Annotated in this window: 24 protein-coding genes and 1 pseudogene; 19 read left to right on the plus strand and 6 right to left on the minus strand. The window is 65.1% G+C overall.

Annotated elements, in window-relative coordinates; all coding sequences use genetic code 11:
- The first annotated feature begins 4 nt into the window (after positions 1-4).
- Positions 5-1,354: an alkyl sulfatase dimerization domain-containing protein gene (locus tag AC1DYU_RS22495; protein WP_476793577.1), complete on the plus strand. Its 1,350-nt coding sequence runs from the start codon at positions 5-7 to the stop codon at positions 1,352-1,354.
- A gap of 68 nt (positions 1,355-1,422) precedes the next feature.
- Here AC1DYU_RS22495 and AC1DYU_RS22500 read toward each other — a convergent pair whose 3' ends face one another.
- Entirely contained in the window at positions 1,423-2,022 is a 600-nt protein-coding gene (locus AC1DYU_RS22500; protein ID WP_476793578.1) for a helix-turn-helix domain-containing protein, read from the minus strand.
- Between the two features lie 76 nt (positions 2,023-2,098).
- On the opposite strand from AC1DYU_RS22500, the gene AC1DYU_RS22505 reads away from it, so the two are divergent.
- The 3 genes from AC1DYU_RS22505 (at position 2,099) to AC1DYU_RS22515 (ending at position 4,521) form a co-directional block, all read left to right on the plus strand.
- Entirely contained in the window at positions 2,099-2,809 is a 711-nt protein-coding gene (locus AC1DYU_RS22505; protein ID WP_476793579.1) for a B3/B4 domain-containing protein, read from the plus strand.
- Between the two features lie 101 nt (positions 2,810-2,910).
- Entirely contained in the window at positions 2,911-4,053 is a 1,143-nt protein-coding gene (locus AC1DYU_RS22510; protein ID WP_476793580.1) for a trans-sulfuration enzyme family protein, read from the plus strand.
- A 150-nt stretch (positions 4,054-4,203) separates the two neighbouring features.
- Positions 4,204-4,521, plus strand: coding sequence for a DMT family transporter (locus AC1DYU_RS22515; protein WP_476793581.1), 318 nt, complete (start codon positions 4,204-4,206; stop codon positions 4,519-4,521).
- A 142-nt stretch (positions 4,522-4,663) separates the two neighbouring features.
- On the opposite strand, the gene AC1DYU_RS22520 is transcribed toward AC1DYU_RS22515, so the two are convergent.
- On the minus strand, positions 4,664-4,828 hold the full coding sequence (locus AC1DYU_RS22520) for a hypothetical protein (RefSeq protein WP_476793582.1): 165 nt from the start codon (positions 4,826-4,828) through the stop codon (positions 4,664-4,666).
- Between the two features lie 191 nt (positions 4,829-5,019).
- Positions 5,020-5,337, minus strand: a pseudogene (locus AC1DYU_RS22525) (DNA repair exonuclease); the annotation flags it as partial.
- Positions 5,338-5,633: 296 nt separating this feature from the next.
- On the opposite strand from AC1DYU_RS22525, the gene AC1DYU_RS22530 reads away from it, so the two are divergent.
- The 7 genes from AC1DYU_RS22530 (at position 5,634) to AC1DYU_RS22560 (ending at position 12,367) form a co-directional block, all read left to right on the plus strand.
- On the plus strand, positions 5,634-6,332 hold the full coding sequence (locus AC1DYU_RS22530) for a GntR family transcriptional regulator (RefSeq protein WP_476793583.1): 699 nt from the start codon (positions 5,634-5,636) through the stop codon (positions 6,330-6,332).
- Positions 6,329-7,438 carry an isocitrate/isopropylmalate dehydrogenase family protein gene (locus AC1DYU_RS22535; RefSeq protein ID WP_476793584.1) on the plus strand — a complete coding sequence of 370 codons (1,110 nt, stop codon included), beginning with the start codon at positions 6,329-6,331 and terminating at the stop codon, positions 7,436-7,438. Before AC1DYU_RS22530 ends, AC1DYU_RS22535 begins: the two co-directional genes overlap by 4 nt.
- Positions 7,439-7,454: 16 nt before the next feature.
- Positions 7,455-8,474 carry a Gfo/Idh/MocA family protein gene (locus AC1DYU_RS22540; RefSeq protein WP_476793585.1) on the plus strand — a complete coding sequence of 340 codons (1,020 nt, stop codon included), beginning with the start codon at positions 7,455-7,457 and terminating at the stop codon, positions 8,472-8,474.
- A gap of 66 nt (positions 8,475-8,540) precedes the next feature.
- Positions 8,541-9,554: a TRAP transporter substrate-binding protein gene (locus AC1DYU_RS22545; protein ID WP_476793586.1), complete on the plus strand. Its 1,014-nt coding sequence runs from the start codon at positions 8,541-8,543 to the stop codon at positions 9,552-9,554.
- A complete protein-coding gene (locus AC1DYU_RS22550; RefSeq protein ID WP_476793587.1) occupies positions 9,554-10,108 on the plus strand; it encodes a TRAP transporter small permease in 555 nt (184 codons plus the stop codon). The genes AC1DYU_RS22545 and AC1DYU_RS22550 overlap by 1 nt, the downstream gene beginning before the upstream one ends.
- A 4-nt stretch (positions 10,109-10,112) precedes the next feature.
- On the plus strand, positions 10,113-11,399 hold the full coding sequence (locus tag AC1DYU_RS22555) for a TRAP transporter large permease (RefSeq protein WP_476793588.1): 1,287 nt from the start codon (positions 10,113-10,115) through the stop codon (positions 11,397-11,399).
- Positions 11,396-12,367: an SMP-30/gluconolactonase/LRE family protein gene (locus tag AC1DYU_RS22560; RefSeq protein ID WP_476793589.1), complete on the plus strand. Its 972-nt coding sequence runs from the start codon at positions 11,396-11,398 to the stop codon at positions 12,365-12,367. The genes AC1DYU_RS22555 and AC1DYU_RS22560 overlap by 4 nt, the downstream gene beginning before the upstream one ends.
- 305 nt (positions 12,368-12,672) lie before the next feature.
- Here AC1DYU_RS22560 and AC1DYU_RS22565 read toward each other — a convergent pair whose 3' ends face one another.
- Genes AC1DYU_RS22565 through AC1DYU_RS22575 form a run of 3 tightly spaced genes read right to left on the minus strand, consistent with a single transcriptional unit; the run spans position 12,673 to position 15,235 of the window.
- Complete coding sequence (locus tag AC1DYU_RS22565; protein ID WP_476793590.1) at positions 12,673-13,482, minus strand: IS110 family RNA-guided transposase; 810 nt, start codon at positions 13,480-13,482, stop codon at positions 12,673-12,675.
- The gene (locus AC1DYU_RS22570; RefSeq protein ID WP_476793591.1) at positions 13,367-14,350 is read right to left on the minus strand and encodes a transketolase family protein; all 984 of its coding nucleotides are present in this window, start codon (positions 14,348-14,350) and stop codon (positions 13,367-13,369) included. The genes AC1DYU_RS22565 and AC1DYU_RS22570 overlap by 116 nt, the downstream gene beginning before the upstream one ends.
- 3 nt (positions 14,351-14,353) lie before the next feature.
- The gene (locus tag AC1DYU_RS22575) at positions 14,354-15,235 is read right to left on the minus strand and encodes a transketolase (RefSeq protein ID WP_476793592.1); all 882 of its coding nucleotides are present in this window, start codon (positions 15,233-15,235) and stop codon (positions 14,354-14,356) included.
- A 157-nt stretch (positions 15,236-15,392) separates the two neighbouring features.
- Here AC1DYU_RS22575 and AC1DYU_RS22580 point away from each other — a divergent pair, with 157 nt between their 5' ends.
- The 8 genes from AC1DYU_RS22580 to AC1DYU_RS22615 all read left to right on the plus strand — a co-directional run bounded on the left by AC1DYU_RS22580 (position 15,393) and on the right by AC1DYU_RS22615 (position 22,600).
- The gene (locus tag AC1DYU_RS22580) at positions 15,393-16,223 is read left to right on the plus strand and encodes a shikimate dehydrogenase family protein (RefSeq protein ID WP_476793593.1); all 831 of its coding nucleotides are present in this window, start codon (positions 15,393-15,395) and stop codon (positions 16,221-16,223) included.
- A complete protein-coding gene (locus tag AC1DYU_RS22585; protein WP_476793594.1) occupies positions 16,220-17,293 on the plus strand; it encodes a glycerol dehydrogenase in 1,074 nt (357 codons plus the stop codon). The genes AC1DYU_RS22580 and AC1DYU_RS22585 overlap by 4 nt, the downstream gene beginning before the upstream one ends.
- Positions 17,290-18,111: an SDR family NAD(P)-dependent oxidoreductase gene (locus tag AC1DYU_RS22590; protein ID WP_476793595.1), complete on the plus strand. Its 822-nt coding sequence runs from the start codon at positions 17,290-17,292 to the stop codon at positions 18,109-18,111. The genes AC1DYU_RS22585 and AC1DYU_RS22590 overlap by 4 nt, the downstream gene beginning before the upstream one ends.
- Positions 18,112-18,145: 34 nt before the next feature.
- Positions 18,146-19,153, plus strand: coding sequence for a TRAP transporter substrate-binding protein DctP (gene dctP, locus AC1DYU_RS22595; RefSeq protein WP_476793596.1), 1,008 nt, complete (start codon positions 18,146-18,148; stop codon positions 19,151-19,153).
- An 83-nt stretch (positions 19,154-19,236) separates the two neighbouring features.
- A complete protein-coding gene (locus AC1DYU_RS22600; RefSeq protein ID WP_476793597.1) occupies positions 19,237-19,725 on the plus strand; it encodes a TRAP transporter small permease in 489 nt (162 codons plus the stop codon).
- A gap of 12 nt (positions 19,726-19,737) precedes the next feature.
- Positions 19,738-21,030: a TRAP transporter large permease gene (locus AC1DYU_RS22605; protein WP_476793598.1), complete on the plus strand. Its 1,293-nt coding sequence runs from the start codon at positions 19,738-19,740 to the stop codon at positions 21,028-21,030.
- A 14-nt stretch (positions 21,031-21,044) separates the two neighbouring features.
- Positions 21,045-22,154 (plus strand): mandelate racemase/muconate lactonizing enzyme family protein, encoded by a 1,110-nt coding sequence (locus AC1DYU_RS22610; protein ID WP_476793599.1) that lies wholly within the window; start codon positions 21,045-21,047, stop codon positions 22,152-22,154.
- Positions 22,151-22,600, plus strand: a complete 450-nt coding sequence (locus AC1DYU_RS22615) for a VOC family protein (RefSeq protein ID WP_476793600.1) — start codon at positions 22,151-22,153, stop codon at positions 22,598-22,600. Before AC1DYU_RS22610 ends, AC1DYU_RS22615 begins: the two co-directional genes overlap by 4 nt.
- The last annotated feature ends 5 nt before the right edge of the window (positions 22,601-22,605 follow it).

The following is a 22,605-nucleotide window of genomic DNA, read 5'->3' on the forward strand; positions in this document are numbered from 1 at the left end:
CAGCATGTCAGGATTGTGGATCCGTAAGGTGGGATTGGCGATGACAGTGGCGGCAAATCTTGGACTAGCATCGCCAGTTTTGGCGGACGAGTTCGCCGGGCGCGAGCAATTGCGGGCGAGCTCCGCGGAGTTCCACAAAGACGTCATCGAGATCACGAGCGGCGTGTTCGCTGCCATCGGCTACTCCGCCAGCAACGTGACGCTGGTTCAGGGCGACAAAGGCTCGATCATCGTCGACACCTCCGCGAACCCTGTTGACGCAAAGGCAATCGTCAAGGCGTTCGGAGACCGCCTCGTGCGTCCCGTCCGGGCGATCATCTACACGCATAACCACCCAGACCATTCCGGCGGCGCCAAGGTTTTCGCCGGAGCCGACAACCCGGAGATCTACAGCCATCAAACGCTGATCGAGTCCGGCGCCGAATTTGGACGAGGGCTGCGGGACGGCGGTGACGCCTTTGGAACGAAGCTTCCGGATGAGCTCTTCATCAACGCCGGCACCCAGCTCGAATATGGCCGTGTCACGCCGCATACGCGGGAAGGCTTCCTCAAGCCGACCGGCACCTTCAGTGGTGAGAGCGAGACGATCGAGGTGGCGGGCGTCCGCATGCAGCTCATCCACACGCCGGGGGAGTCCCCGGAGAACACGGCCATCTGGATCGCCGACAAGGGCGTCCTGATCCCTGGCGACGACTTCCTGAAGTCGTACCCGAACCTCTCGCCGATCCGCGGCCTCAAGCTGCGGCCTCCAGAACGCTGGATCGCCAGCCTGGACAAGATGCTTGCCTTAAACGCCAACTACATGGTGCAGGGTCACATGCATCCGATCCTCGGGGAGGACGAGGTTCGCCGGGCTCTCACCGACTACCGCGACGGCATCAAGACCGTCCTCGACCAGACCCTTGCGGGCATCAAGCAGGGGAAGACGCCCGAAGAACTTGTCCATGAGGTCAAGCTTTCGCCAGGACTCGCGAAGAGTCCGTATCTCCAGGAGTATTACGGCAGCGTCGCCTGGGCCGTTCGGGGCATCTATGCCGACTATGTCGGATGGTTTGACGGAAACGCGACCAATCTTGCTCCTCTGCCGCCTGCGGAACGCGCACGCAAGATGCTCGACATGGTCGGTGGATTGGAACGGATGCTTTCCCGTGCCAATGAGGCGCTCGAAGCCAAAGAGTTTCAATGGGCTGCCGAACTGGCTGATCACCTGCTCGTCCTAGACCACGCAAACACGGTAGCCAAAAAGATCAAGGCCCGTGCGCTTACCGAACTGGGCGAGCGCCAGGTGAACGCCAATGCCCGCAACTACTACCTGACTACGGCGCAGTTCCTGTCCGAGAATGGCCAGAAATAGGCGTTCAGATGGAGCAATTCGCTCCTCTCGCTAGCGCCTCGCAGCCAATGCAGTGCGGCCTGCGAGCCTTATTCATTTGACGGCTCCAACACCGCCATGACGAAACGGGTCGAACGTTCGCCGGCACAGGCATATGCATGCTCACAATCTGTCCGGGCATGCGCCGAGCCCCCCTGCTCGATCACGTGACTTGATCCGCTCAGTTCCAGAACGAGACTACCCTCAAGAACGGATACCAACTCCTGTGTGCCCGCGGGATGGATCTGCGCTTCGAAACGCTCTCCGGGATGCAACTCCCACATCCATTGTTCCAACATCTCCGGACCGTCCGACCCGATCAGCAGGCGAGCGGTACCGCCGAGGGGGCCCTGCCACAATATCGGTGCCTCACCCGGAGCGATGATCCTAATGGGACGCTGCCCCGCCTCCGCCACCTCGACGAGTTCCGCCACCGAGACGCCGAGCCCGGAGGCAAGTCTGCACAGCGTTCCGATGCTGGGGTTGGCTTTCCCCTGCTCGATCTGAACCAGCATGCCCTTGCTGACGCCGCACCGGGCGGCGAGTTGATCGAAGGAGAGCCGACGCGACTTTCTCAGCACGGCGATACGGGTGGCGATCGCGGCATGCACCGCACGCGTCGGATCGGGATCAGTCGAGCCATCGGTCATTATATTGACTATTTCGGTCATTAGTGCATTCTGCCGTTGGCGCCCTTCGGCGTCAACAGAGGACTATTAGACCGAAATGGCCGTCGAACCTTTGATCAGACCCGAGATCTTCGCACTCCGCCCGGATTATGCGGCCCTCAGCATCCACGCGGAGTTCGTACGGAACGGACCGAGCGACGTGTACAGCATGGGCCTCCTCCACGCCGCCTGCAGCGAGCTCGATGGAGCCCCGTGGGCGGAAGCCCATCTGAATTCGTGGCGCGACGCCTATCGATCGTTCGGAGCTAAACCGCAACGCACCCCGTGCTCGGCGGAGGCGTTGCGCAAACGGGCCGAACGGGATCGAGCGCTGCCCGCCGTGAATGCCGTCGTGGATCTCTACAATGCTCTGAGCGTCCGATATGCGGTTCCGATCGGCGGCGAGGATGCGACCCTTTACGATGGCGCGCCGACGCTCGTTCAGGCGTCCGGCGGGGAGCCGTTCGACACCGTCGCCGAGGGCGTGGCTAGGATAGAGGCCGCCGACCGCGGCGAGGTGATCTGGCGGGATGCGCAGGGGGTCACCTGCCGCCGCTGGAACTGGCGCCAAGGCACTCGGACCAGGATCACCGAAACCAGCACGGCGATGTGGTTCGTGCTCGAGCGGCTGGACCCGATGCCCATCCAGTCACTGCTCGAAGCGGGCGCCAAGTTGATCGACGGACTACGCCGATTGAACCCGGAGATGCGGGCTAAGCAGCTATTGCTCGATCAAGACTCGCCCACGGGCCAACATCAGGCTCGATGAAGGCCAAGCGTCGACGGGGGCTGTCGCGCCGGTCGAAATCGCCTTCGCCTGCAGCCCTACGCCGAGCTTCGATAGAAATTTTCACAAAACGAGGACGTACCATGCATCCTGAGACTCTCGCCGTTCACGCCGGTCAGAAGAGCGATCCCGTCACAGGCGCGATCGCTGCGCCGATCTACCTCTCGACCACTTTCGAACGATCCGCCGACGGGACGTTTCCCAGCGGATACGAATACAGCCGGGACGACAATCCCAATCGTCGCAACCTGGAAACTTGCCTCGCTGCCCTCGAGGGCGGCGCCGAGGCGATCACGTTCGCCTCGGGGATGGCCGCCATCACGGCCGTGATCGAGAGCCTTCCCGACCACCTGCCGAAGCGCTTGGTCCTCCCGGACGACATATACTTCGGTGTTCGCTCGCTTTTGAATGAGACGGATGTCGGCCATCGGTTCGAGTGGGAGGTCGTCGACATGACGGATCTCGAGGCCGTCCGGGCGGCGTGCGCGAAGCCGACGGGATTGGTTTGGATCGAGACGCCTTCGAACCCGCTCGTGAAGATCGTCGACATAGCGGCCATAGCGAAGCTCGCGCGGGAGGTCGGCGCGGTCTCCGCCGTCGACAACACGTGGGCGACGCCGTTGCTCACGAGACCGTTCGAGTTCGGCGCCGACCTGGTCGTCCATTCGCTCACCAAGTACATCGGCGGACACAGCGACGTCATGATCGGCGCCGTCGTCTCGCGCGAGTCCGGCCCGCAGAACCTCGCACTCCGGGCAATTCAAAAGCACAAGGGTTCCGTGCCTTCACCCCTCGACTGCTGGCTGGCGCTGCGGGGCATCCAATCCCTCGCGCCGCGAATGCAGGTCCATTGTAGCAATGCGATGGAGGTCGCCCGCTTCCTGTCCCAGCATCCCGCCGTGTCCGTCGTCCATTATCCCGGATTGCCGACCCATCCGGGGTTCGGCGTCGCCTCGAACCAGATGAAATCCTTCGGAGGAATGCTATCGTTCGAAGTCGCCGGGGCACGCAAGGAGGTCATGGCCGTGGCGGGCGCGCTCCGTTTGATCGCCCGGGCAACCAGCCTCGGTGGCACGCATTCCCTCATCGAGCATCGTGCTTCAGTCGAGGGTCCACAGACTAAGGCCCCAGAAGGCTTGCTGCGGATGTCTATTGGTCTCGAGCACGCGCTCGACCTGATCGCCGACCTGGATCAGGCCCTAGGTCAAACTTCCAATCGCGGGTGAACGTGCGTCGATCCAACCACGTGGTGCGCGGCAGCGGATCGATGCGTTCCACAGCGGCGAAGCGCCCGCATTTCGCGGGATTGCACGAGGCACCGACGTCTTGGGCTCCGCGGCAACGGAGCTCGGGCGTCAACCCGTCAGAGAGTTGAAATGGCCTGGCTATTCCTCATCATCGCCGGAATTCTGGAAGTCGTCTGGGCGTTGGCGATGAAGCAGTCCGACGGATTCACCCGTCCCGGCCCGACGACCGTGACCATCGTCGCCATGATCGGCAGCTTCGCGCTTTTGTCCTTGGCGATGCGCTCGCTCCCGCTGGGGACGGCCTACACCGTTTGGACAGGCATTGGAGCGGTCGGCGCCTTCATTGTCGGCGTTGCGGTTCTCGGCGAGGACCTGACGCCGATGAGGGCGGTTGCGGCGATGCTCATCGTATCGGGTATGATCACGATGAAGATGTCGTCGGTATGATCCGTCGCCCCTATGCATCTTGCTCGCCAAAATCCTCTTGAAACGGACGTCGTGCGAGCGTTTGCCACCAACACGACGCTCGTCGAAGCAGTGACGCTGGCGCATAGGAAGAACTCGGTCGACGCAGCGGGGACTTTCAGGCTCAGGAAGGACTTCTCAACTCGCGCCCTGGAGTTGATGGCCGCACTTCTGCCATTTCCCCCTGGCGAAGGTGCATCACCAGGAGACGATCCAGCATCGTCGCGAGTACCGCATCGTGATCACGGCGGGTGCCGGTTCCTTGTTCCTGGAGCAGGGAGCGGGTCATGGTGCGTGATCCTTCGACCGCGGTGCTCCGGTACAGGACCAGATCGCGAACTCGCCCGTACGTTCCCGATATCCAATGCGGCACACGGTACCTTCCTCGCGATAAGCTCGGTTGATCTCCGGAGGCCAATCATCTGGGCTGGCAAAGGGACGGATTGATGCCGCGTCTCACCACCGCCGAAAGACGGCCTCGATCGCCTCGGCCAGCTTCACGGACTCCGGCAAGGTCAGCTCCTTGCTGATCCGCGACAGCGCGTCATGATTGCCGCGGATGACGAAGACCCGGATGCCGGCCTCATGCAGCCGCCGGAGCTGTTCTGCCAGGAACCGCGCCGTCTTCATCGAGGTCTGGTCACCATCATAGAGATCGCCTGCCAGCAGCAGCGCATCGACCTGCTCGTCCAGACACAGGTCGACGATGCGCACAAAGGCCTGCCGGGTGGCGTTTCCGATCAGGTCGGCGAGGTCCGCGGCGCGCAGCGCGAGAGAACGCAGCGGTGAGCCGTCCACAGCATCACTTCCTGACGTTGGAAGCCCGCCAGGAAGCGGACGTTCGGGCTTGCGAGGAGCCTACCCCACCTGTCGCAGATTCAGGACGCTTCCAGCTCTAAACTTCTGGACCGGATTTTTTCATTCGCCCCACGCGCATGGCTCCGCGCTTCGAATGCAACTCAACTCAGGGCTGCATGCGCGCATCGCGTCCCCGCGGAAAATCTACCGCTCATGCGAAATCCACTTGTCAGCACGGCAGTCTCAATGCAATGTCCTCAGTAATGCATACGTTAATGGACGCGTAGATGATTTCTTTGGCTGGATACGAGGAGACCGAGGATAGCGCCCGTGCTCCGCGCTCGTCCGAAGCCGTCTATCTGAAGCTAAAACAGGCGATCCTCGACAACCGCTATCCTCCTGGCGCCCAGATCCTAGAGAGCCAGATAGCCTCAGAATTCGAGGCCTCCCGCACGCCCGTGCGTGAATCCTTCGTTCGCCTTCAGCAGGAGGGGTTGCTGGAGATCGTGCCGCGGCATGGGGTGCGCATTTCGGCGTTGTCGCCGGGCGACATGCGGGAAATTTACGAGATTCTCATGTCGCTCGAGCCGACGGCGGTCGAGCTGCTGGTGGCGCGCCGGCCCGACCGTGTCGAGTTGTCCGGCCTTGTCAGGGCCTGTGACGACATGGAGGAAGCGTTGGCGGGTCCGCAGCCCGATCTTGTCGCCTGGGCCATGGCCGATGAGCGCTTTCATATGAGCCTGGCCAAGCTATGCGGCAACAGGCGCCTGGCCGCGATGATCCTGACGGTCTGGGATCAGGCCCATCGCGCTCGGATGTTCACGCTGTCGCTGCGCCCCCTGCCACTGCAATCGACCGCCGAGCACCGTGCCGTCGTCGATGCGATCCTCGCCGGTGACGGCGAGCGCGCACGCGACCTCTATTTCGCCCACCGCAAACGCGGCGGCCACGAACTGACCACCATCATCGCACGCCACGGAATCCAGCGTCTATGACATCGAACTCATTTCATCTTGCGGTGATGCCTGGCGAAGGCATCGGCATCGAAGTCATGGAGGCGGCCTCCGCTGTCCTGTCGGCCGTCGAGGACCGCTTCGGCCTCTCCTTCCGGCCCGAGACGATCCCCGGCGGGGCGCATCACTACCGCGAGACCGGCGCAACCCTGCCCAAGGACGGTATCGTCCGGGCGGGCAAGGCCGATGCGATCCTGTTCGGCGCCATGGGTTGGCCCGATATCCGCTTCCCCGACGGCACCGAGATCGCGCCGCAGCTCGATCTGCGCGTGAACTTCTCGCTTTATGCCGGGGTGCGTCCAATCCGCGCCATTCCCGGCGTCCGCCCCGCCTTGTTCGACGAGCGCGCGAAGACGATCGACCTCGTCATCGTCCGGGAATCGACCGAGGGTATGTTCGTCTCGCGCGGCAGGGGCGAGATCATCGAGGATCGCGAGGCCCGCGACACGCAGGTCATCACCCGTGCGACGACGGAAAAGCTGACCGAATTCTGCTGCAACCTCGCCCGCCGGCGCCGCGAGAACCGTGGCACGCCCGGCCGCGTCACGCTCGTCGACAAGGCCAATGTCTTCCTCTCCTTCGCCTTCATGCGGAAGGTCTTTCACGAGGCCGCCGCCAGGCATCCCGACATCGATGCCCGCCACCACTATGTCGACGCGATGGCGCTCGACCTCGTGCGCCGGCCCTGGGATTTCGACGTGCTGCCGATGGAGAACCTGTTCGGCGACATCCTGTCCGATCTCGGGGCCGGGCTGATCGGCGGCATGGGCTTTGCCCCCTCCGCCGATATCGGCGACGCCAACGGCATGTTCCAGCCGAGCCACGGCACGGCGCCTGATATCGCCGGCAAGGGCATCGCCAACCCCACCGCGATGATCCTCTCAGCGGCGATGATGCTCGACTGGCTCGGCGAGACGCGCGGCAGCCAGGCGGCCGTTGATGCCGGGCGAGCCATCGAGCGCAGCATCGACCACGCCTTCGGCACGCTCGGTCTGCGCAGCCATGACATCGGCGGCTCCAACGGCACGGTCGAGATCGGCCGGACAGTCGCCGAGCTCATTCGCAACGGCGAGGCGGATCCGCAATGACCGGGACGTCTCAGTCATGACCATCGCGGTCGCCATCGCGGGCTGCGGATATTTCAGCCGCTTCCATCAGGACGCCTGGAGCCGGATGACGGATGTGCGCGTCGTCGGCATCGCTGATTGCGACCCGCGGAAGCGCGCCGCCGCCGCCGCCCTGTTCCCGCAGGCACGTGCCTTCGCCGAAGCGGAAGCGATGCTCGACGAGACGAAGCCCGACCTGATTGACATCGTCACGCCGCCGCAGACCCATCTCGACCTCGTGCGCGCCGCGGCATCCCGCGGCGTTGCGATGATCTGCCAAAAGCCGCTGGCCCCGACCTTGCCCGAAGCGCAGGAACTGGTCGCGACGGCCGAGACAGCCGGTGCGCTGCTGGCGGTGCACGAGAACTTCCGCTTCATGCCCTGGTTCGCGGAGACCGCCCGGCTGATGGCGGACGGCGCGGTCGGCACGCCCCTGAACATCAGTTTCCGCCTGCGCCCGGGCGACGGCCAGGGCCCGGACGCCTATCTGGCGCGCCAGCCCTACTTCCAGAAGATGCCGCGCTTCCTCATCCACGAGACCGGCATCCACCTCATTGATGTCTTTCGTTTCCTGATGGGCGAGATCACCGGCGTGTTTGCACGGCTGCGGCGGATCAACCAGGTCATCTCCGGCGAGGATGCGGGTTTGGTGATCTTCGACTTCGCCAGCGGCGCGGCGGGCCTGTTCGACGGCAATCGCCATGTCGACCATCCGGCGAAGGACACGCGGATGACGAATGGCGTGCTGCTGGTCGAGGGTACGCAGGGCGTGATCCGGCTCGACGGTTTTGGACGGCTCTTCGTCCGCCCGCGCGGCGGCGAGGAACGCGAGCACGCCTATGACTGGGACGATCGCGGTTATGGCGGCGACTGCGTCTACCGGCAGTCGCGCCACATCGTCGACCATCTGTCGACCGGCACGCCGCTAGTCAATTCAGGCCGCGACTACCTGCGCAATCTCGACATCGAGGAGGCGATCTACCGCTCTGCTGCGGAGGGCCGCTTCGTTTCGCTTTGAGTTCCACGAGAAGGCGGCGCCAAAGCCGCCCCGCTGGCCAGAACCACCACATCCCGGGAGGATACGATGACCAACAGACGCGATCTCTTGAAAGGCTCGGCCGCCGCCGGCCTCGCCATCACCGGTTTCCCCAACATCCTGCGGGCGCAGAGTGCCAAGGTGCTGCGCTTCAGCCATACCGATACCTCGGTCGGCGCGCGCCAGCAGGCGGCGGAAATGTTCGCCGCAGCGGTCGAGAAATACACCCAGGGCCGCTACAAGGTGCAGGTCTATCACTCCGGCCAGCTCGCCAACGACGCCAAGTCGCTCGACCAGCTCCAGATCGGCGGGCTCGACTTCGCCGTCACCGGCGTCGTCACCTTCACCCCGCATGTGAAGGATTTGTCGCTGATCGCCCTGCCCTATCTCGCCGAGAACTACGAGCAGGGCTGGAAGCTCTACGATACCTCGCCCTTCATCGCGAAGCAGGCCGCGGCACTGCCGGCCAAGGGCATGCGGCTGATCGGCAACTGGGAGGCGGGCTTCCGCTGCTTCACCACCAATTTCCCGCTCGGCAGCCCCGCCGACGCCAAGGGCAAGAAGCTCCGCATCGCGCCCGTCGAGATGATCCGCTGGATCATGGAGTCGATTGGCTTCTCGCCTGTCGTCATGCCGGTGACCGAAGTCTATCTCGGCATCCAGCAGAACACGGTCTCAGGGCAGGAAAACCCGATCGACACGATCTTCTCGCAGCGCTTCTACGAGGTCGCCAAACACGTCACGCTGTCGAACCACGTCTATTCGCCGCTCTGGCTGGCGATGGCGGAGCGCAGCTTCAAGGGCATGAGCGCCGCCGACCAGGAAGGCGTGATGAAGGCCGCCAAGGAGGCCGGCGACTGGAATCGCCGCGAGGTCCGCGCCAATGACGACAAGCTGCTGGTCGAGATGACGGCCAAAGGCGCGATCATCGCCAAGCCTGACCTCGCCGCATGGAGCAAGGCCGCCGAGGGCGCCAATGAGCGCGCCCGCAAGGAGTTCGGCGCAGCCGCCGTCGACCAGATGATCGGCGAGGCCGCCGATATCCGCAAGAGCATGGGCTGATGGCTCCGTCCGACGCCGGGGCCGCGGACGGTTCGTTCTATTTCTACCGTCCCGGCCGGCCCGAACCCGCACCCCTGCGCGTGCTCGGCGACACGATCGATGTCGTCGTGACGGTGCTCGCCATCATGCTGCTCCTGGTGATGTTCGCCAATGTCGCGGCCCGTGTGCTGCTCAACAGCGACATCGCCTGGAACACCGAGTTCGGCGAGTTCGTGCTGCTTTGGGCGACCTTCCTCGGCGGGGCCTCGGCCGCGCGGCGCGGCGCCCATATGCGCATCACCGAATTCGTCGAGGCGATGCCGCCGGTCTGGACCCGCATCGTCGAGATCGCCACGCGCCTCGGCGTCGTTGCCCTGCTCGGCTTCCTCGTCTGCTACGGCGTGACCCTCGCGCAGGGCACGATGGAGCAGGAGATGACGGTGCTGCATTGGCCGATGGGGGTGCAATACCTCGCCATGCCGGTCGGCTCGGGTCTGGCGCTGGTCTACGTGCTCTACGAGGTCAGCCTGCTGGCACGCGGCGAACCGATCCCTCAAGAAGCCTTCATGGACTAGGAACATGGTTCTCGCCGTCATCTGCGCGATCTTCTTCGCGCTCGCACTGCTCGGCATGCCGCTGGTCTGGGCGCTGCTTTTAACCACGATCTCGACAATCTGGATCTTCGGCCAGGGCTATCCGCTCGAGGCGATCTTCCTGTCCTACATCTCCAGCGTCGAGCCGTTGCATCTGGCGGCGATTCCGCTCTTCATCTTCACGGGAGAGCTGATCACCCATGGCGGCGTCGGCAAGCGACTGATCGACTTCGCCCGCTCGCTGCTCGCCTTCATGCCGGGCGGGCTCGGCGTCGTCACGGTCTCGGCCTGTACCATGTTCGGCTCGGTCTCGGGTTCGGCGGTGGCGGATTCCGCCGCGATCGGCTCGATCATGATCCCGCGCATGGCCGAGCGCGGCTATCCGCGCGCCTTTGCCGGTGCGCTGATCGCAGTCGCCGGCACCATCGGCGTGTTGATGCCGCTCTCGATCCCGCTGCTGGTCTATGGCTTCGTCGGCAATGTCTCGATCCGCGAATTGCTGGTCTCGGGCGTCTTTCCGGCCTTCACGCTCGCCTTCGCGCTGATCCTGCTCTGCGTCTGGAAAGGGCGCTCGCTCGGCTGCGATCTCGGCGCCCCCATGCCGAGCCGGCGCGAGATCTGGCGCAGTTTCGTCGCCATCCTGCCGGCGACCGGCATGCCGGTCGTGATCCTCGGCGGCATCCTCAGCGGCATCTTCACGCCGACGGAAGCCGCATCGATCGCCGTATTCTACGGCCTGATCCTGGCGCTCTTCGTCTATCGCGAGGTCAAGCCGCGCCAGGTGCCCGACATGCTGCTGCACTCTTTCCGCACCAGCGCGGTGGTCATGCTCGTCGTTGGCGCCACCGGTGCCCTGTCCTGGCTGATCACGGTCGAGCAGATCCCGGCCAATCTCGCGGCCGCGATCCTGCAAATTTCCGAGAACAAATACGTCTTCCTGCTGCTGCTCAACATCGCGCTGATCCTGGTCGGCATCTTCCTGGAGCCACTGCCCTCGCTGATGCTGACCGCACCGCTCTTCATACCCACCGCCAAGGCCTTCGGCATCGATCCGGTGCATCTCGGACTGATCATGGTGTTCAACCTGGTGATCGGGCTCTACACGCCGCCCGTCGGCGGCACGCTCTTCGTCGCGGCCAAGATCGCCCGTGTCGGCATGGTGGCGATCTCGCGCGAGCTGATCCCGATGTTCGCGATCGCGCTGATCGTGCTGTTCACCGTCACCTATGTCGAGGCGATCCCGATGGCACTGGTCTGGTTCATGCGCGGATGAGCCCGATTCCGCTCTCCGAGGTCTCGCTGCTGGGCACCGGCCTGGTCCGCCCGGAATGCGTGCTGGTAACGCAAAGCGGCGATCTCTACACCGCCGATTGGCGCGGCGGCGTCGCGCATCTGAAGCCTGACGGCACGCAGGCGCTCTATACCGGCACGACGGCCGACCTGCCCGAAGGCTTGCGGCCCAATGGCATCGCGCTGGAGCCGGACGGCTCCTTCCTGATCGCCAATCTCGGCAGCGAACTCGGCGGCGTCTGGCGGCTGACACGCGACGGCCAGGTCGCGCCCGTGTTGACCGAGATCGACGGTCGGCCTGTGCCACCCTCGAATTATGTCGTGCGCGACCGCGAAGGCCGGCTTTGGCTCACCGTCTCGACGCGAGTGAAGCCGCGCTCGCTCGACTACCGCCTGGATTCGGCATCCGGCTTCGTCGCGGTCCTCGACGAGCGCGGCGCCCGCATCGTCGCCGACGGCCTCGGCTTCACCAATGAATGCCAGATCTCGCCTGACGGGCGCTGGCTCTATGTCAACGAAACCTATGGGAGGCGGCTCAGCCGCTTCCCGATCAGCCCTGGCGCGCGATTGGGGTCAAAGCAGATCGTTCATGAATTCAGCGAGGGCCAGTTTCCCGACGGACTTGCGTTCGACAGCGAGGACATGGTCTGGATCGCCGGAGTGATCTCGAACCAGCTCCTGCGGATTGATCCGGAGCGCGGCACTGTCGAAACCATGCTCAGCGAAACAGACGCCGAGCACGTCGCGTGGGTCGAGCAGGCTTTCCTGGCCAATGAACTGGGCCGCCCTCATATGGACAACAATCCCGCTACGAAGCTGCGCAACCTGTCGAGCATCGCCTTCGGTGGCCCCGACCTTCGAACCGGCTATCTAGGATGCCTGCTGGGTGACCATATCGCCCAGGCTCGACTCCCGGTGACAGGTGCTGCGCCCGTCCATTGGCACTATTAAAACGATCTGATCTTGGCCATGCAGCCGTCGCACGGTCCAAATGGGCCATGTGTGGACGGCTCTCCGTTGGCAAGGGTTTAGTTGGACTGCGGCAGCGCTGGTCGGTGCGGCCATATGTTCGACCTGTTGGTGCGCCACATCAAGTCGCTGGCCATAATGCCTTCCGCGAGGACGGGTCCCGACCAAAAGCACGCGCTTGAAGGCGCTGTGGCGCGAGTGGGTTTTCCCGTTCTTCGGTTCGACCGGCTGGCTGCGTTACGTTCGTTTCGCCCTTCCCAAGCTCGTCGGTGAGATTCGTCCGATCCTCATGCGGTCAGCAGGGCCGGCTCGCGATAGGCTTCACCAGTGGTCATGATCGCCCAGACCATTCGGGCGGTCTTGTTGGCCAAGGCCACGGTCGCGACCTTTGTCGTTCGCCGGGCCAGCAGTTGCACCAGCCATGGCCGGCATGTTCCGTTCCGCTGCGCATAGCGCACGACGGCCAGAGCCCCGACGACCAGCAGCTGGCGCAGGTAGCGGTCACCCTGTTTGGTGATGCCGCCCAGGCGCTCCTTGCCGCCGCTCGAGTTCTGCCGTGGCACGAGGCCGATCCACGCAGCGAGGTTCCTGCCCGAGCGGAACGCCTTGGGATCCGGTATGCTGGCCACGAGCGCGCTCGCCGGGAGCGGGCCGACGCCCGGCACATCCATCAGCCTGCGCCCGGTCTCGGTCGCGCGGGCGTTGGTTCTGATCCGGCGATCTGTTTCCAGGATCTGATCGTTGATGAGAACGAGTTGAGCAGCCAACATCCCGAGAAATGTCCGCGCCTCGGCCGGAACCCGCTCGTCGCCCTCGGAGATGAACCTGATGAGAGCGCCCAGGCCCACCCTCCCGATCGGCGCGGCCAGCCCGAGCTCCGCCATGTGGCCTCGGATCGCGTTCAAGAGCTGGATGCGCCTCTGCGCGGAAACCAGAGCATGACCCTCAGGCTCTGGCATGAGGGTCATGCGAAGGCCGATTTCAGATGCGTGCCAGCGCCGCGGTGGCGGCTTGCTCGATTCCATCAGCGTCGAGTTTGTAGTGGGCGTAGAGATGCGTCGGCGGCGCGATGAGGCTGTACTCGTCGTCGATGCCATGCCGGACCAACTTGATGCCACAGCCTTCGTCGGCTAGCACCTCGGCGACGGCCGAGCCGAGGCCGCCGAGGACATTGTGCTCCTCGGCCGTCATCAGGATTTTCGAGCGTGCGGCGGCGCGCAGGACGGCGTCGCGGTCGAGCGGCTTCAGCGTATGCATATCGATGACGCCGACCGAGCGGCCCGCCGCGTTCAGGCGCTTGGCGGCCTCGATCGCGGGGTGGACTGGCAGGCCGCAAGCGATGATCGTGAGCTCCTCGCCGATGCCGTGCTCGATTGCCTTGCCGAGTATGAAGGGCATGTCCTTCGTATAGACATCCGGCTCGCGGCCGCGGCCGATGCGGAAATAGATCGGTTCCGGATGGCTGATCGTCGCCTTGAGCGCCGCGTAGAGCTGGGGGCCATCGGCAGGCGAGACGATCGCGAGGTCGGCGATCGAGCGCATCGTGCCGATATCCTCTGTGGCGTGATGGGAGGTGCCGTAGAAGCCGAGCGAGATGCCGGTGTGATGGCCGATCAGCCGCACCGGTTGCGCGCAATAGGCGCAGTCCATCCGGATCTGCTCGCAGGCGAGCAATCCCAGGAAAGACGCGAAGGTCGCCACGAAGGGGATCATTCCGGTCGTCGCGATGCCGGCCGCCGCTGTCACCATGTTCTGCTCGGAGATGCCGAACGAGATGTAACGGTCCGGATGCGCCTGGGCGAACTTGTTGAGGCCATTGGAATATTGCAGGTCGGCCGAGCCGGCGATTACCTTGTGACCGTCGCGGACAAGATCGATCAGCGCATCCGACAGGAAATTCAGCCCCGGATTGGTGCTGTTCAGCGCACGATACTGCCAGGAATTGGGAGAGAGCGGGCCGCTCATGACTTAGATTTCCTTCGCAAGAATTTCTTGGACCGCACGCTCGGCATCGGATGGATCGAGATAGCCGAGGTGCCAGCCTGGCTCGGTCTCCATATAGGAGACACCCTTGCCCTTGAGCGTGCGGGCAACGATGCAGCAGGGCTTCTCGCGACGCTCGTCGGCCCGCACCGCACGTAGCAGCGGCGCGAGCGCCGTCAGGTCGTGGCCGTCGACCTCGTGGACCTCCCAGCCGAAGCTGCGCCATTTCTCGGCAAGCGGCTCGACCGCCATGACCTCATCGACCTTGCCGTCGAGCTGATAGCCGTTGCGGTCGATGATCGCGACAAGGCGCGAGAGCCTGTTGTGGCCCGCGAACAGGGCCGCCTCCCAGACTTGGCCTTCCTGCATCTCGCCGTCGCCGAGCATCACGAAGACCTTGAAGTCGCGCCGCTCGAAGCGCCCGGCCCAGGCCATGCCGGCCCCGGCCGACAGCGCATGTCCAATCGAGCCCGACGAAAAGTCGATGCCTGGCACCTTGCGCATGTCGGGATGGTCACCGAGCGGATTGCCGAGCCGCGTGTAGCCGTCGAGGGTCTCGCGGTCGATATAACCGAACTCGGCGAGGATCGGGAAAAGCCCGACGGCGGCGTGGCCCTTGCCCATCAGGAACCTGTCCCGATCGGCCCAACCCGGCTCGTTCGGGCGAAGGCGCATCACGTCGTAATAGAGCGTCGCGAAGATTTCCGCCGCCGAGAACACCGAGGAATAGTGGCCGACCTTGGCGATCTCGATCAGCCGGATCGTCTCCAGGCGGATGAACCGCGCCTTCTCGCGCAGGCGAGCCAATTCGCCTGCCGCGAGCTCGAATGAATTCCGGAGCGTTTCCGGTGCGGGGTGAGACTGCATGACCAAGAAAACATCCCTGTTGGGGCTCGGCTGCCGCCGGATATCCCGATGGGCTCCAGCGTGCCGGCCGGTCGCCAATTGACAGGCATCATGCATCATGCATGATGCCTGTCAAGCAAAGTCGGCTGGCTGAAGCCGCGCAACGATGGGAGGACGCATGATCGACGGTCGCACGCGCGTCATTCCGCATCTGGCCTGGCCGTCCGCCCATCTGCAGACGCCTCGCCTCTTCAATGCGCGCGCCACTGAGCTCGGCGTCGACGCGGTCGTTGTTCCGTGGGAGGTCCCCTCTGATCGCCTCGCCGAGACGGTCTCGGCCTTGCGCGGCGTTTCGAATGTCGCCGGCATGATCGTCACCATCCCTCACAAGGAGGCGGCCGCGCCGCTATGCGACCGCCTGGAGGGCGCGGCCGCGATGATGCAGGTCGCCAACATCGTCCGTCGCGACCGCGACGGCACGCTCGTCGGCGCGATGTTCGACGGTCTTGGCTTCGTCGCCGGGCTGCGCAAGAACGGCTTCGCGCCGGAGGGCCGGCGCGCCCTGGTGCTCGGGGCCGGCGGCGCGGCGGCCGCGATCGCGCATGGACTCGCAGAGGCAGGCGCCGGCGAGGTCTTGATCGCCAACCGCGGTGCGGCGCGCGCAGGCGCCCTGGTCCACAAGCTGCGCGCACTCTTTCCGGGCGCGGCGATTTCGAGCGGCATTGCGGATGCGCGCGGCTTCGACCTCGTGGTCAACGCAACCTCCGTCGGCCTATCGGGCGATCCGAACACCCCGCTCGACCCGTCGTCGATCGAGCTGCGAACGCTCGTCGCCGACATCGTGATGCAGCCCGCCATGACGCCGCTGTTGCGCGCCGCCAAGGCGCGCGGCGCGCCGGTCCATCTCGGCGAGAACATGCTCGCGGCGCAGATCGACCTGTTCATCCGCTTCCTGCTTCCGGACACCGGCGTCGCGGAAGCTTCCGAGCCCGGAGACCTCCCGACATGATCATTTTCGGTTCGCCACGCCGCTACATCCAGGGAGCGGGCGCCATCGACCGGCTCGGCGCCGAGATCGCGCGCATCGGCAAATCGGCGCTGCTGCTCGCCGATGCGCATGTCGGCGGCATCGTCGGCGAGGCGGCTGCGCGCAGCTGCGAAGCCGCCGGCGTGACGCTGGCGCACGAGATGTTCGGCGGCGAGGTCACGCATGCCGAGATCGCTCGCATCGCCGCCGCTTGGGCCGGGCGCGGGATCGAGGTTCTGATCGCAGCCGGCGGCGGCAAGACGATCGATACGGGCAAAGCCGCCGCGCACAAGCTCGGCGCCCGCATCGTGACGGTCCCGACCGTCGCCTCCAACGACAGCCCGACGAGCCATATCGCGGTGATCTACGACGAAGCCCACAAGCTGGTCGGAGTCGAGAAGTTCTCGGGCAATCCCGACCTTGTGCTCGTCGACACCGCGGTCATCGCCCGAGCGCCCGCTATCCTCCTGTCCGCCGGCATTGCGGACGCGCTGGTGAAGAAGTTCGAGGTCGGCCAATGCGTCGGCCAGAACGGCAGCAACATGTTCGGCGGCAGGTCGCCACGCACGGCGCTCGCCCTGGCGGAGGCCTGCTACGGGATCCTGCGCGCCGACGCGGTGGCCGCACTCGCCGCCGTGGCGCGCGGCACGCCCGACCCGGCGCTGGAGCGCGTGGTCGAGGCGGCGGTGCTAATGAGTGGCCTCGCCTTCGAGAGTGGAGGCCTCTCGATCTCGCACGCGATGACGCGCGGGCTGTCGGCAGTGAAGGGGCCGGCGCAGGCGCTGCACGGGCTGCAGGTCGCCTACGGCCTGCTGGTGCAGTTGCAGCTCGAGGGCCGGGACGCCGCCTTCATGGCGGACATGCGCGGCTTCTACCGCCAGACCGGGCTACCATGCTGCCTCGCGGAACTCGGCTTCGCCGGCGATGCCGGCGACTTCGCGACGATCGCGGAGCTCACCAACGCCGCTCCGCACATGAAGCATTTCGAGCGGGCGCTGACGCCCGTCGAGATCGTCGCCGCCATGCAGTCGGTCGAGGAGGCGGCACGATGACCGGCATCATCCCCAGCCCGCCCCACGCCTTCTCGTTAGCGGGGCAGACGGCGCTGGTCACCGGTGCCGGCCGCGGCATCGGCTTCTCCATCGCCCGCGGCTTCGCCCGGGCCGGCGCCCGCGTGATCGTCAACGACATCCGCACTGAGGCCGCCGAAGCCGCCGCGCAGGACCTGCGTGCCACGGGCCTGGAGGCCGAGGCGATGCCGTTCGACGTGACCGATCACAAGGCCGGGGCGCGGGCGATTGACGCCATTGTGGCGCGGCACGGGCGGCTCGACATCCTCATGAACAATGCCGGCATCCTGATCCGCAAGCCGGTCGAGACCCATGACATGGACGACTGGAACAGGGTGATCGCCATCAACCTGACTGCGCTCTACGGGCTCGCACGCGAGGCGGCGCGGGTGATGAAGGCGCAGGGCGGCGGCCGCATCATCAACACGGCCTCCCTAATGGGAATCTCCTCGCGTCCCGGCGTCGTCTCTTACGTGGCGGCAAAGCATGGCGTGGTCGGCCTGACGCGGGCGCTCGCTGCGGAACTCGGCGCGTTCGGCATCACCGTGAACGCCATCGGCCCCGGCTATGTCGAGACCGAGATCAACAAGGCGACGCTCGCGGACGGCAAGTTCCACAAGCAGGTCGTAGACCGCACGCCGCTCGGCCGCTGGGCCTCGCCCGACGAGCTGGCAGCGCCGGCCGTGTTCCTGGCGTCGCCGGGCGCGGCCTTCGTCTCGGGCCACATCCTGATGGTGGACGGCGGCATGTCCGCCACACTGTTCCAGACCGAGAGCGTCGACCTCGGCCTGGCGAGCTGATCTTCAACAAGAAAACAGACCACGGGAGGGACAAATGACAGACAATACCAAGGGAAACACCCGGCGCATGCTGCTGAAAGCCGGCCTTTCTGCCGCCGGGCTCGGAGCGGCAGGGATCTCCCTGCCGGCCATCGCGCAGACCCCGACGCTGCTGCGCATGAACATGGTGGTTTCCAACCAGGACGCGCATTTCCCGCTCTGGCAGCAATTCGCCAAGCAACTCGAGGACGCCTCGAAAGGGACGCTGAAGGTGGAGGTCATGCCCTCCGAGGCGCTCGGCAAGACGACCGACATGATCCAGGCGGTCTCGCGCGGCGCGCCGATCCTGCAGGATTGTGACCCGAGCCATTTGTCGAATTATGTGCCGGATTACGCAGTCTTCATGCACCCGTTCCTCTTCAGGAAGCCGGAGGATATCGAGAAGGCCTGGAAGTCGGAACTCGGCCGCAAGCTCGAAGGCGAACTCAACAAGAAGGGGCTGAAGGTCGTCACGGCCGTCTATTTCGGCACGCGCTACCTGATCTCCGACAAGGAGGTCAGGTCACGCGCCGACACGGCCGGGATGAAGATCCGCAACGCCCCGACCAAGATGTGGAACGAGGTTTCCAGGACCCTCGGCGGCAACCCGACCAACACCGCCTGGAGCGAGGTCTATTCGGCGCTTTCGCAAGGTGTCGCGGATGCGGCGGAATCGCCACTGTCGCTGCTCTATTCGGCAAAGCTCTACGAGGCTAAGAAGCGCGTCGCGTTGACCGGACACCTCGTCGCGACGACGACCATCGTTATGTCGCAGAAGGTCTATGATGGCCTGCCGGAGGTCGCGCGACAGGCGATCGATACGGTAGGACGCGCCTATCCGGAGCAGCGTGCGACGCAGATCCTGGAGATCGAGAAGGAATTCCGCGCCAAGCTCGAGAGCAACGGCGTCAAGTTCAACGAAGTCGACAAGACGGCCTTCGTCGAGGCGGCGCGCGATGTCTCCAAGGCCTTTCCGGAGTGGACGCCCGGCCTCTACGACCAAATGCTGAAGGCCATTCAGTAGCGTTCCATCACCGCGCTCCCGCGGGCCGCGCTGGCGCGGCCCGCGGGCTCTTCGATCTCCTTCGCTATGACAGGATCGGCGCCATGTCCGTCATTCTCAGAGACTTAGAGCTCAAGATCGCCTGCGCGGGCTTCGCGCTGACGCTGGTCATGGTCACCGCGAACGTCCTGCTGCGCTATCTCTCCGGAATATCGCTGCTGTTCTCCGAGGAAATCTCCTATCTCGGCTTCGCCTACACGATCTTCCTCGGCACCGCCTATCTGTACCGCAAACGGGTGATGATCGCGGTCGACTTCGTCATCCAGATGATGCCGCCGGGCCTGCGTCGCGCCACGGTGTTTCTGACGCTGCTGCTGCTGCTCGCGGCCAACTGCTACCTCGTCTACATCAGCATCCTGCTGGTGGATGACGGCTGGATACGGCGCACGGCCTATCTGCAGATGCCCTACGCCTACATCCACGCGGCCTCGACCGTCGGCTTTGCGCTGATGGCCGTCTACTCCGCCATCTTCATCGGCCGGATCCTGTCGGGCGGCGATCTCGACTATGCCGAAGCCGCAGACCAGATCTGAAGGATCGCCGCCATGACGCTCCTGTCCTTCGCCCCGGTCATCCTGATGTTCGCACTGATGCTCCTGCGGGTGCCGGTCGGCTTCTCGCTGATCATCCCGACCGCGATCTACTACACCTTCATCAACAACACGATGCCGATCGAGATCGTGGTGCAGAGCATGATGTCGCCGACGGAATCGTTCCCCTATCTCGCGATCCCGTTCTTCACCTGCGCCGGGGTGGTGTTCAACTATTCGGGGATATCCGAGAAGCTGTACGGCCTCGCCAACCTGCTGGTCGGCCATGTCCGCGGGGGGCTCGCGCAGATCAACGTCGTGATGAGCGCGATGATGGGCGGCCTGTCGGGTTCGGCGAACGCTGATGCCGCGATGGACGCGAAGACGATCGTGCCGCAGATGATCCGGCACGGCTATTCCAAGGGCTTCGCCACGGTCGTGACGGCGGCGAGTTCGGTGATCACGCCGATCATTCCGCCCGGCATCATCCTGATCCTCTATGCGCTGATGGCCGACGTCTCGGTCGCGCGGATGTTCTTGGCCGGCTATGTGCCGGGGTTGCTCCTGATGGCGGCGCTGATGATCACCGTCTCGATCATCGCCCGCCGGCGCGGCTATGGCGCGGAACGGACCACGGCGGCGAGTTGGGCGGAAATCGGGTTGCATTGCCGGGAATCCGTCTGGGCGCTGATGCTGCCGATCTTCCTGCTGGTCGGGCTGCGCTACGGCGTGTTCACGCCGACCGAGGCCGGGGCGATCGCGGTGCTCTACGCGCTCGCCGTGGGGGTCTTCGTCTATCGCCGGCTGCGCTGGGAGCATCTGCGCCCGATCCTGGTGGAATCCGTCGAAGCGACCGCCAGCGTCATGTTCATCGTCTGCGGCGCCATGGCGTTCAGTTCCTATCTGACCTGGGAGGGGATCCCGAGCGCCGTCACCAATATGCTGGTGCACGATATCGGCAGCCCGTGGCTGATGCTGCTGGTCATCAATGTCTTTCTGCTGATCGTCGGCTTCTTCTTCGAGGGCGGTGCCGCGATGGTGCTGTTGGCGCCGATCCTCGTGCCGGCCGTGAAGGCGATGAACATCGATCTCGTCCATTTCGGCATCGTGATGTCGGTGAACCTGACAATTGCCGGCTTCACGCCGCCAGTCGGCACCATGATGTTCATCGTCCTCGCGATCACGAAGACGCGGATGGAAGAGTATGTCCGCGAGTGTTGGCCCTTCCTGCTGGCCTTAGTCGCCGTCCTCATGCTCATCACCTACGTGCCCTGGGTCGTGCTGATCGTGCCACGGCTCTTCATGTGACAAGGCCTCGTGCAATGAGTCTGTCGACGCCGCCCCATGTCGCCCGCGCCGAGCTGATGCAGTGCCGGGTGCCTCTTCCCAGGCCGGTCACGCTCGGGCGCAACGAAATCCGCTTTCGCGACTACGTCTCGCTGCGGCTCGTTTTCTCGGACGGGTCGGAGGGACACGCGACCGGTTTCGAGCGTGGCCTGCCGCTGTTCGACCTCGTCGCGCGCGTGGTTCCTTCTGCGCTCGGGCAGCAGGCGGCGATGCGTGGGGCGGTACGCAAGGCCGGACTCGGTCCGGCGCCGGCCGGGCGGCCTGCCCTGATCCGCGGCGTCAGCCTCGTGAACATCGCGATGTGGGACGCGTTCTGCCGGCAGCTCGGCCAACCGCTCTGGGCCTTGCTTGGCGGACTACGCCGGCAGGTGCCGTTGATGCCGGTGATCGGCTACGGCGCGACCCCCGAACGCATCGCCACGCAATGCGCCGAGCTCGCGGCGCAAGGCTTCCGCACGATCAAGATCATGATCGACGGCACCGACCTCGCGATCGATGCGGCGCTCATGCGGGCGGCGCGCGACGCCTTGCCAGCCGGTCACGGCTTCGGCGTCGACGCGCATTGGTCTTGGCGAACGCCTGAGGAGGCGCTGCCGACCTGCCGGATCGCGGAGGCGATGGGCGCTACCTTCGTCGAAGACCCGTTCTCCCCCACGCAGTGGCGCGCGATCGCTGCCCTTCAGAGCAAGCTCGGCGTGCCGCTCGCGGTCGGCGAGGACGTGATCGACCGGCACGGCTTCCTCGATTTGGCCGAGATCGCGCCGATCCTGAGGCCGGACGCCAGCGCGAGCGGTGGCGTGGACGGACTGATCGAAGTCGCGAGCCTGGCGGCGATGCGAGACCGCACGCTCATTCCGCACGTCTTCCCGGCCCTGCACGCGCATTTCGGCTTCGCCTTCGAGACCGTGCAGGCGATCGAGATGATTCTCCCAGAGACCGGGGCCGACCCGATCGACGCCTTCGAGCTCGACCGGCCGGCGATCGAGGGCGGCATGGCGCTCGCAGGCGACCGCCCCGGTGCCTCGACCATGCTCGACTGGGAGCGGCTCGCCGCTCTTGCGACACGCCAGGAAACCTTTCAATGAGCCTCACCGAGGACAATGCGCGCTACGACCACGTCGGCTTCATCACGCACTCGATCGAAGCCTCGGTCGCTTTCTGGCAAGGCGTGATGGGTTTCGAAGCCAGGCCGGTCGGCACCCGCAGCGAGCCCTGGATCGCCCGTTTCATGGGGGTGCCGGGCGCCGACGTCCGGCTGGTGCATCTCTACGGTCTCGGCACGCATATCGAGTTCATCGAATTCGCCTCCCCAAAAGGGGATCCGGTCAGACCTGCCGCGAACGCGCCCGGCGCCGCACATCTCTGCATCCGCGTAAAGGAGCTGGGGCCGATCCGCTCCGCGATTCTCGCCAATGGCGGCACGCTACAGGGCGAGACGACCGAGATCACCGAAGGCATCGCTAAAGGCCTCAGGGGCCTCTATATGCGGGACCCGAACGGCATCATGATCGAACTCGTCGAGGCCGGCTGAAGGAC

This window comes from Allobosea sp. P2_B12, from assembly GCF_056404835.1.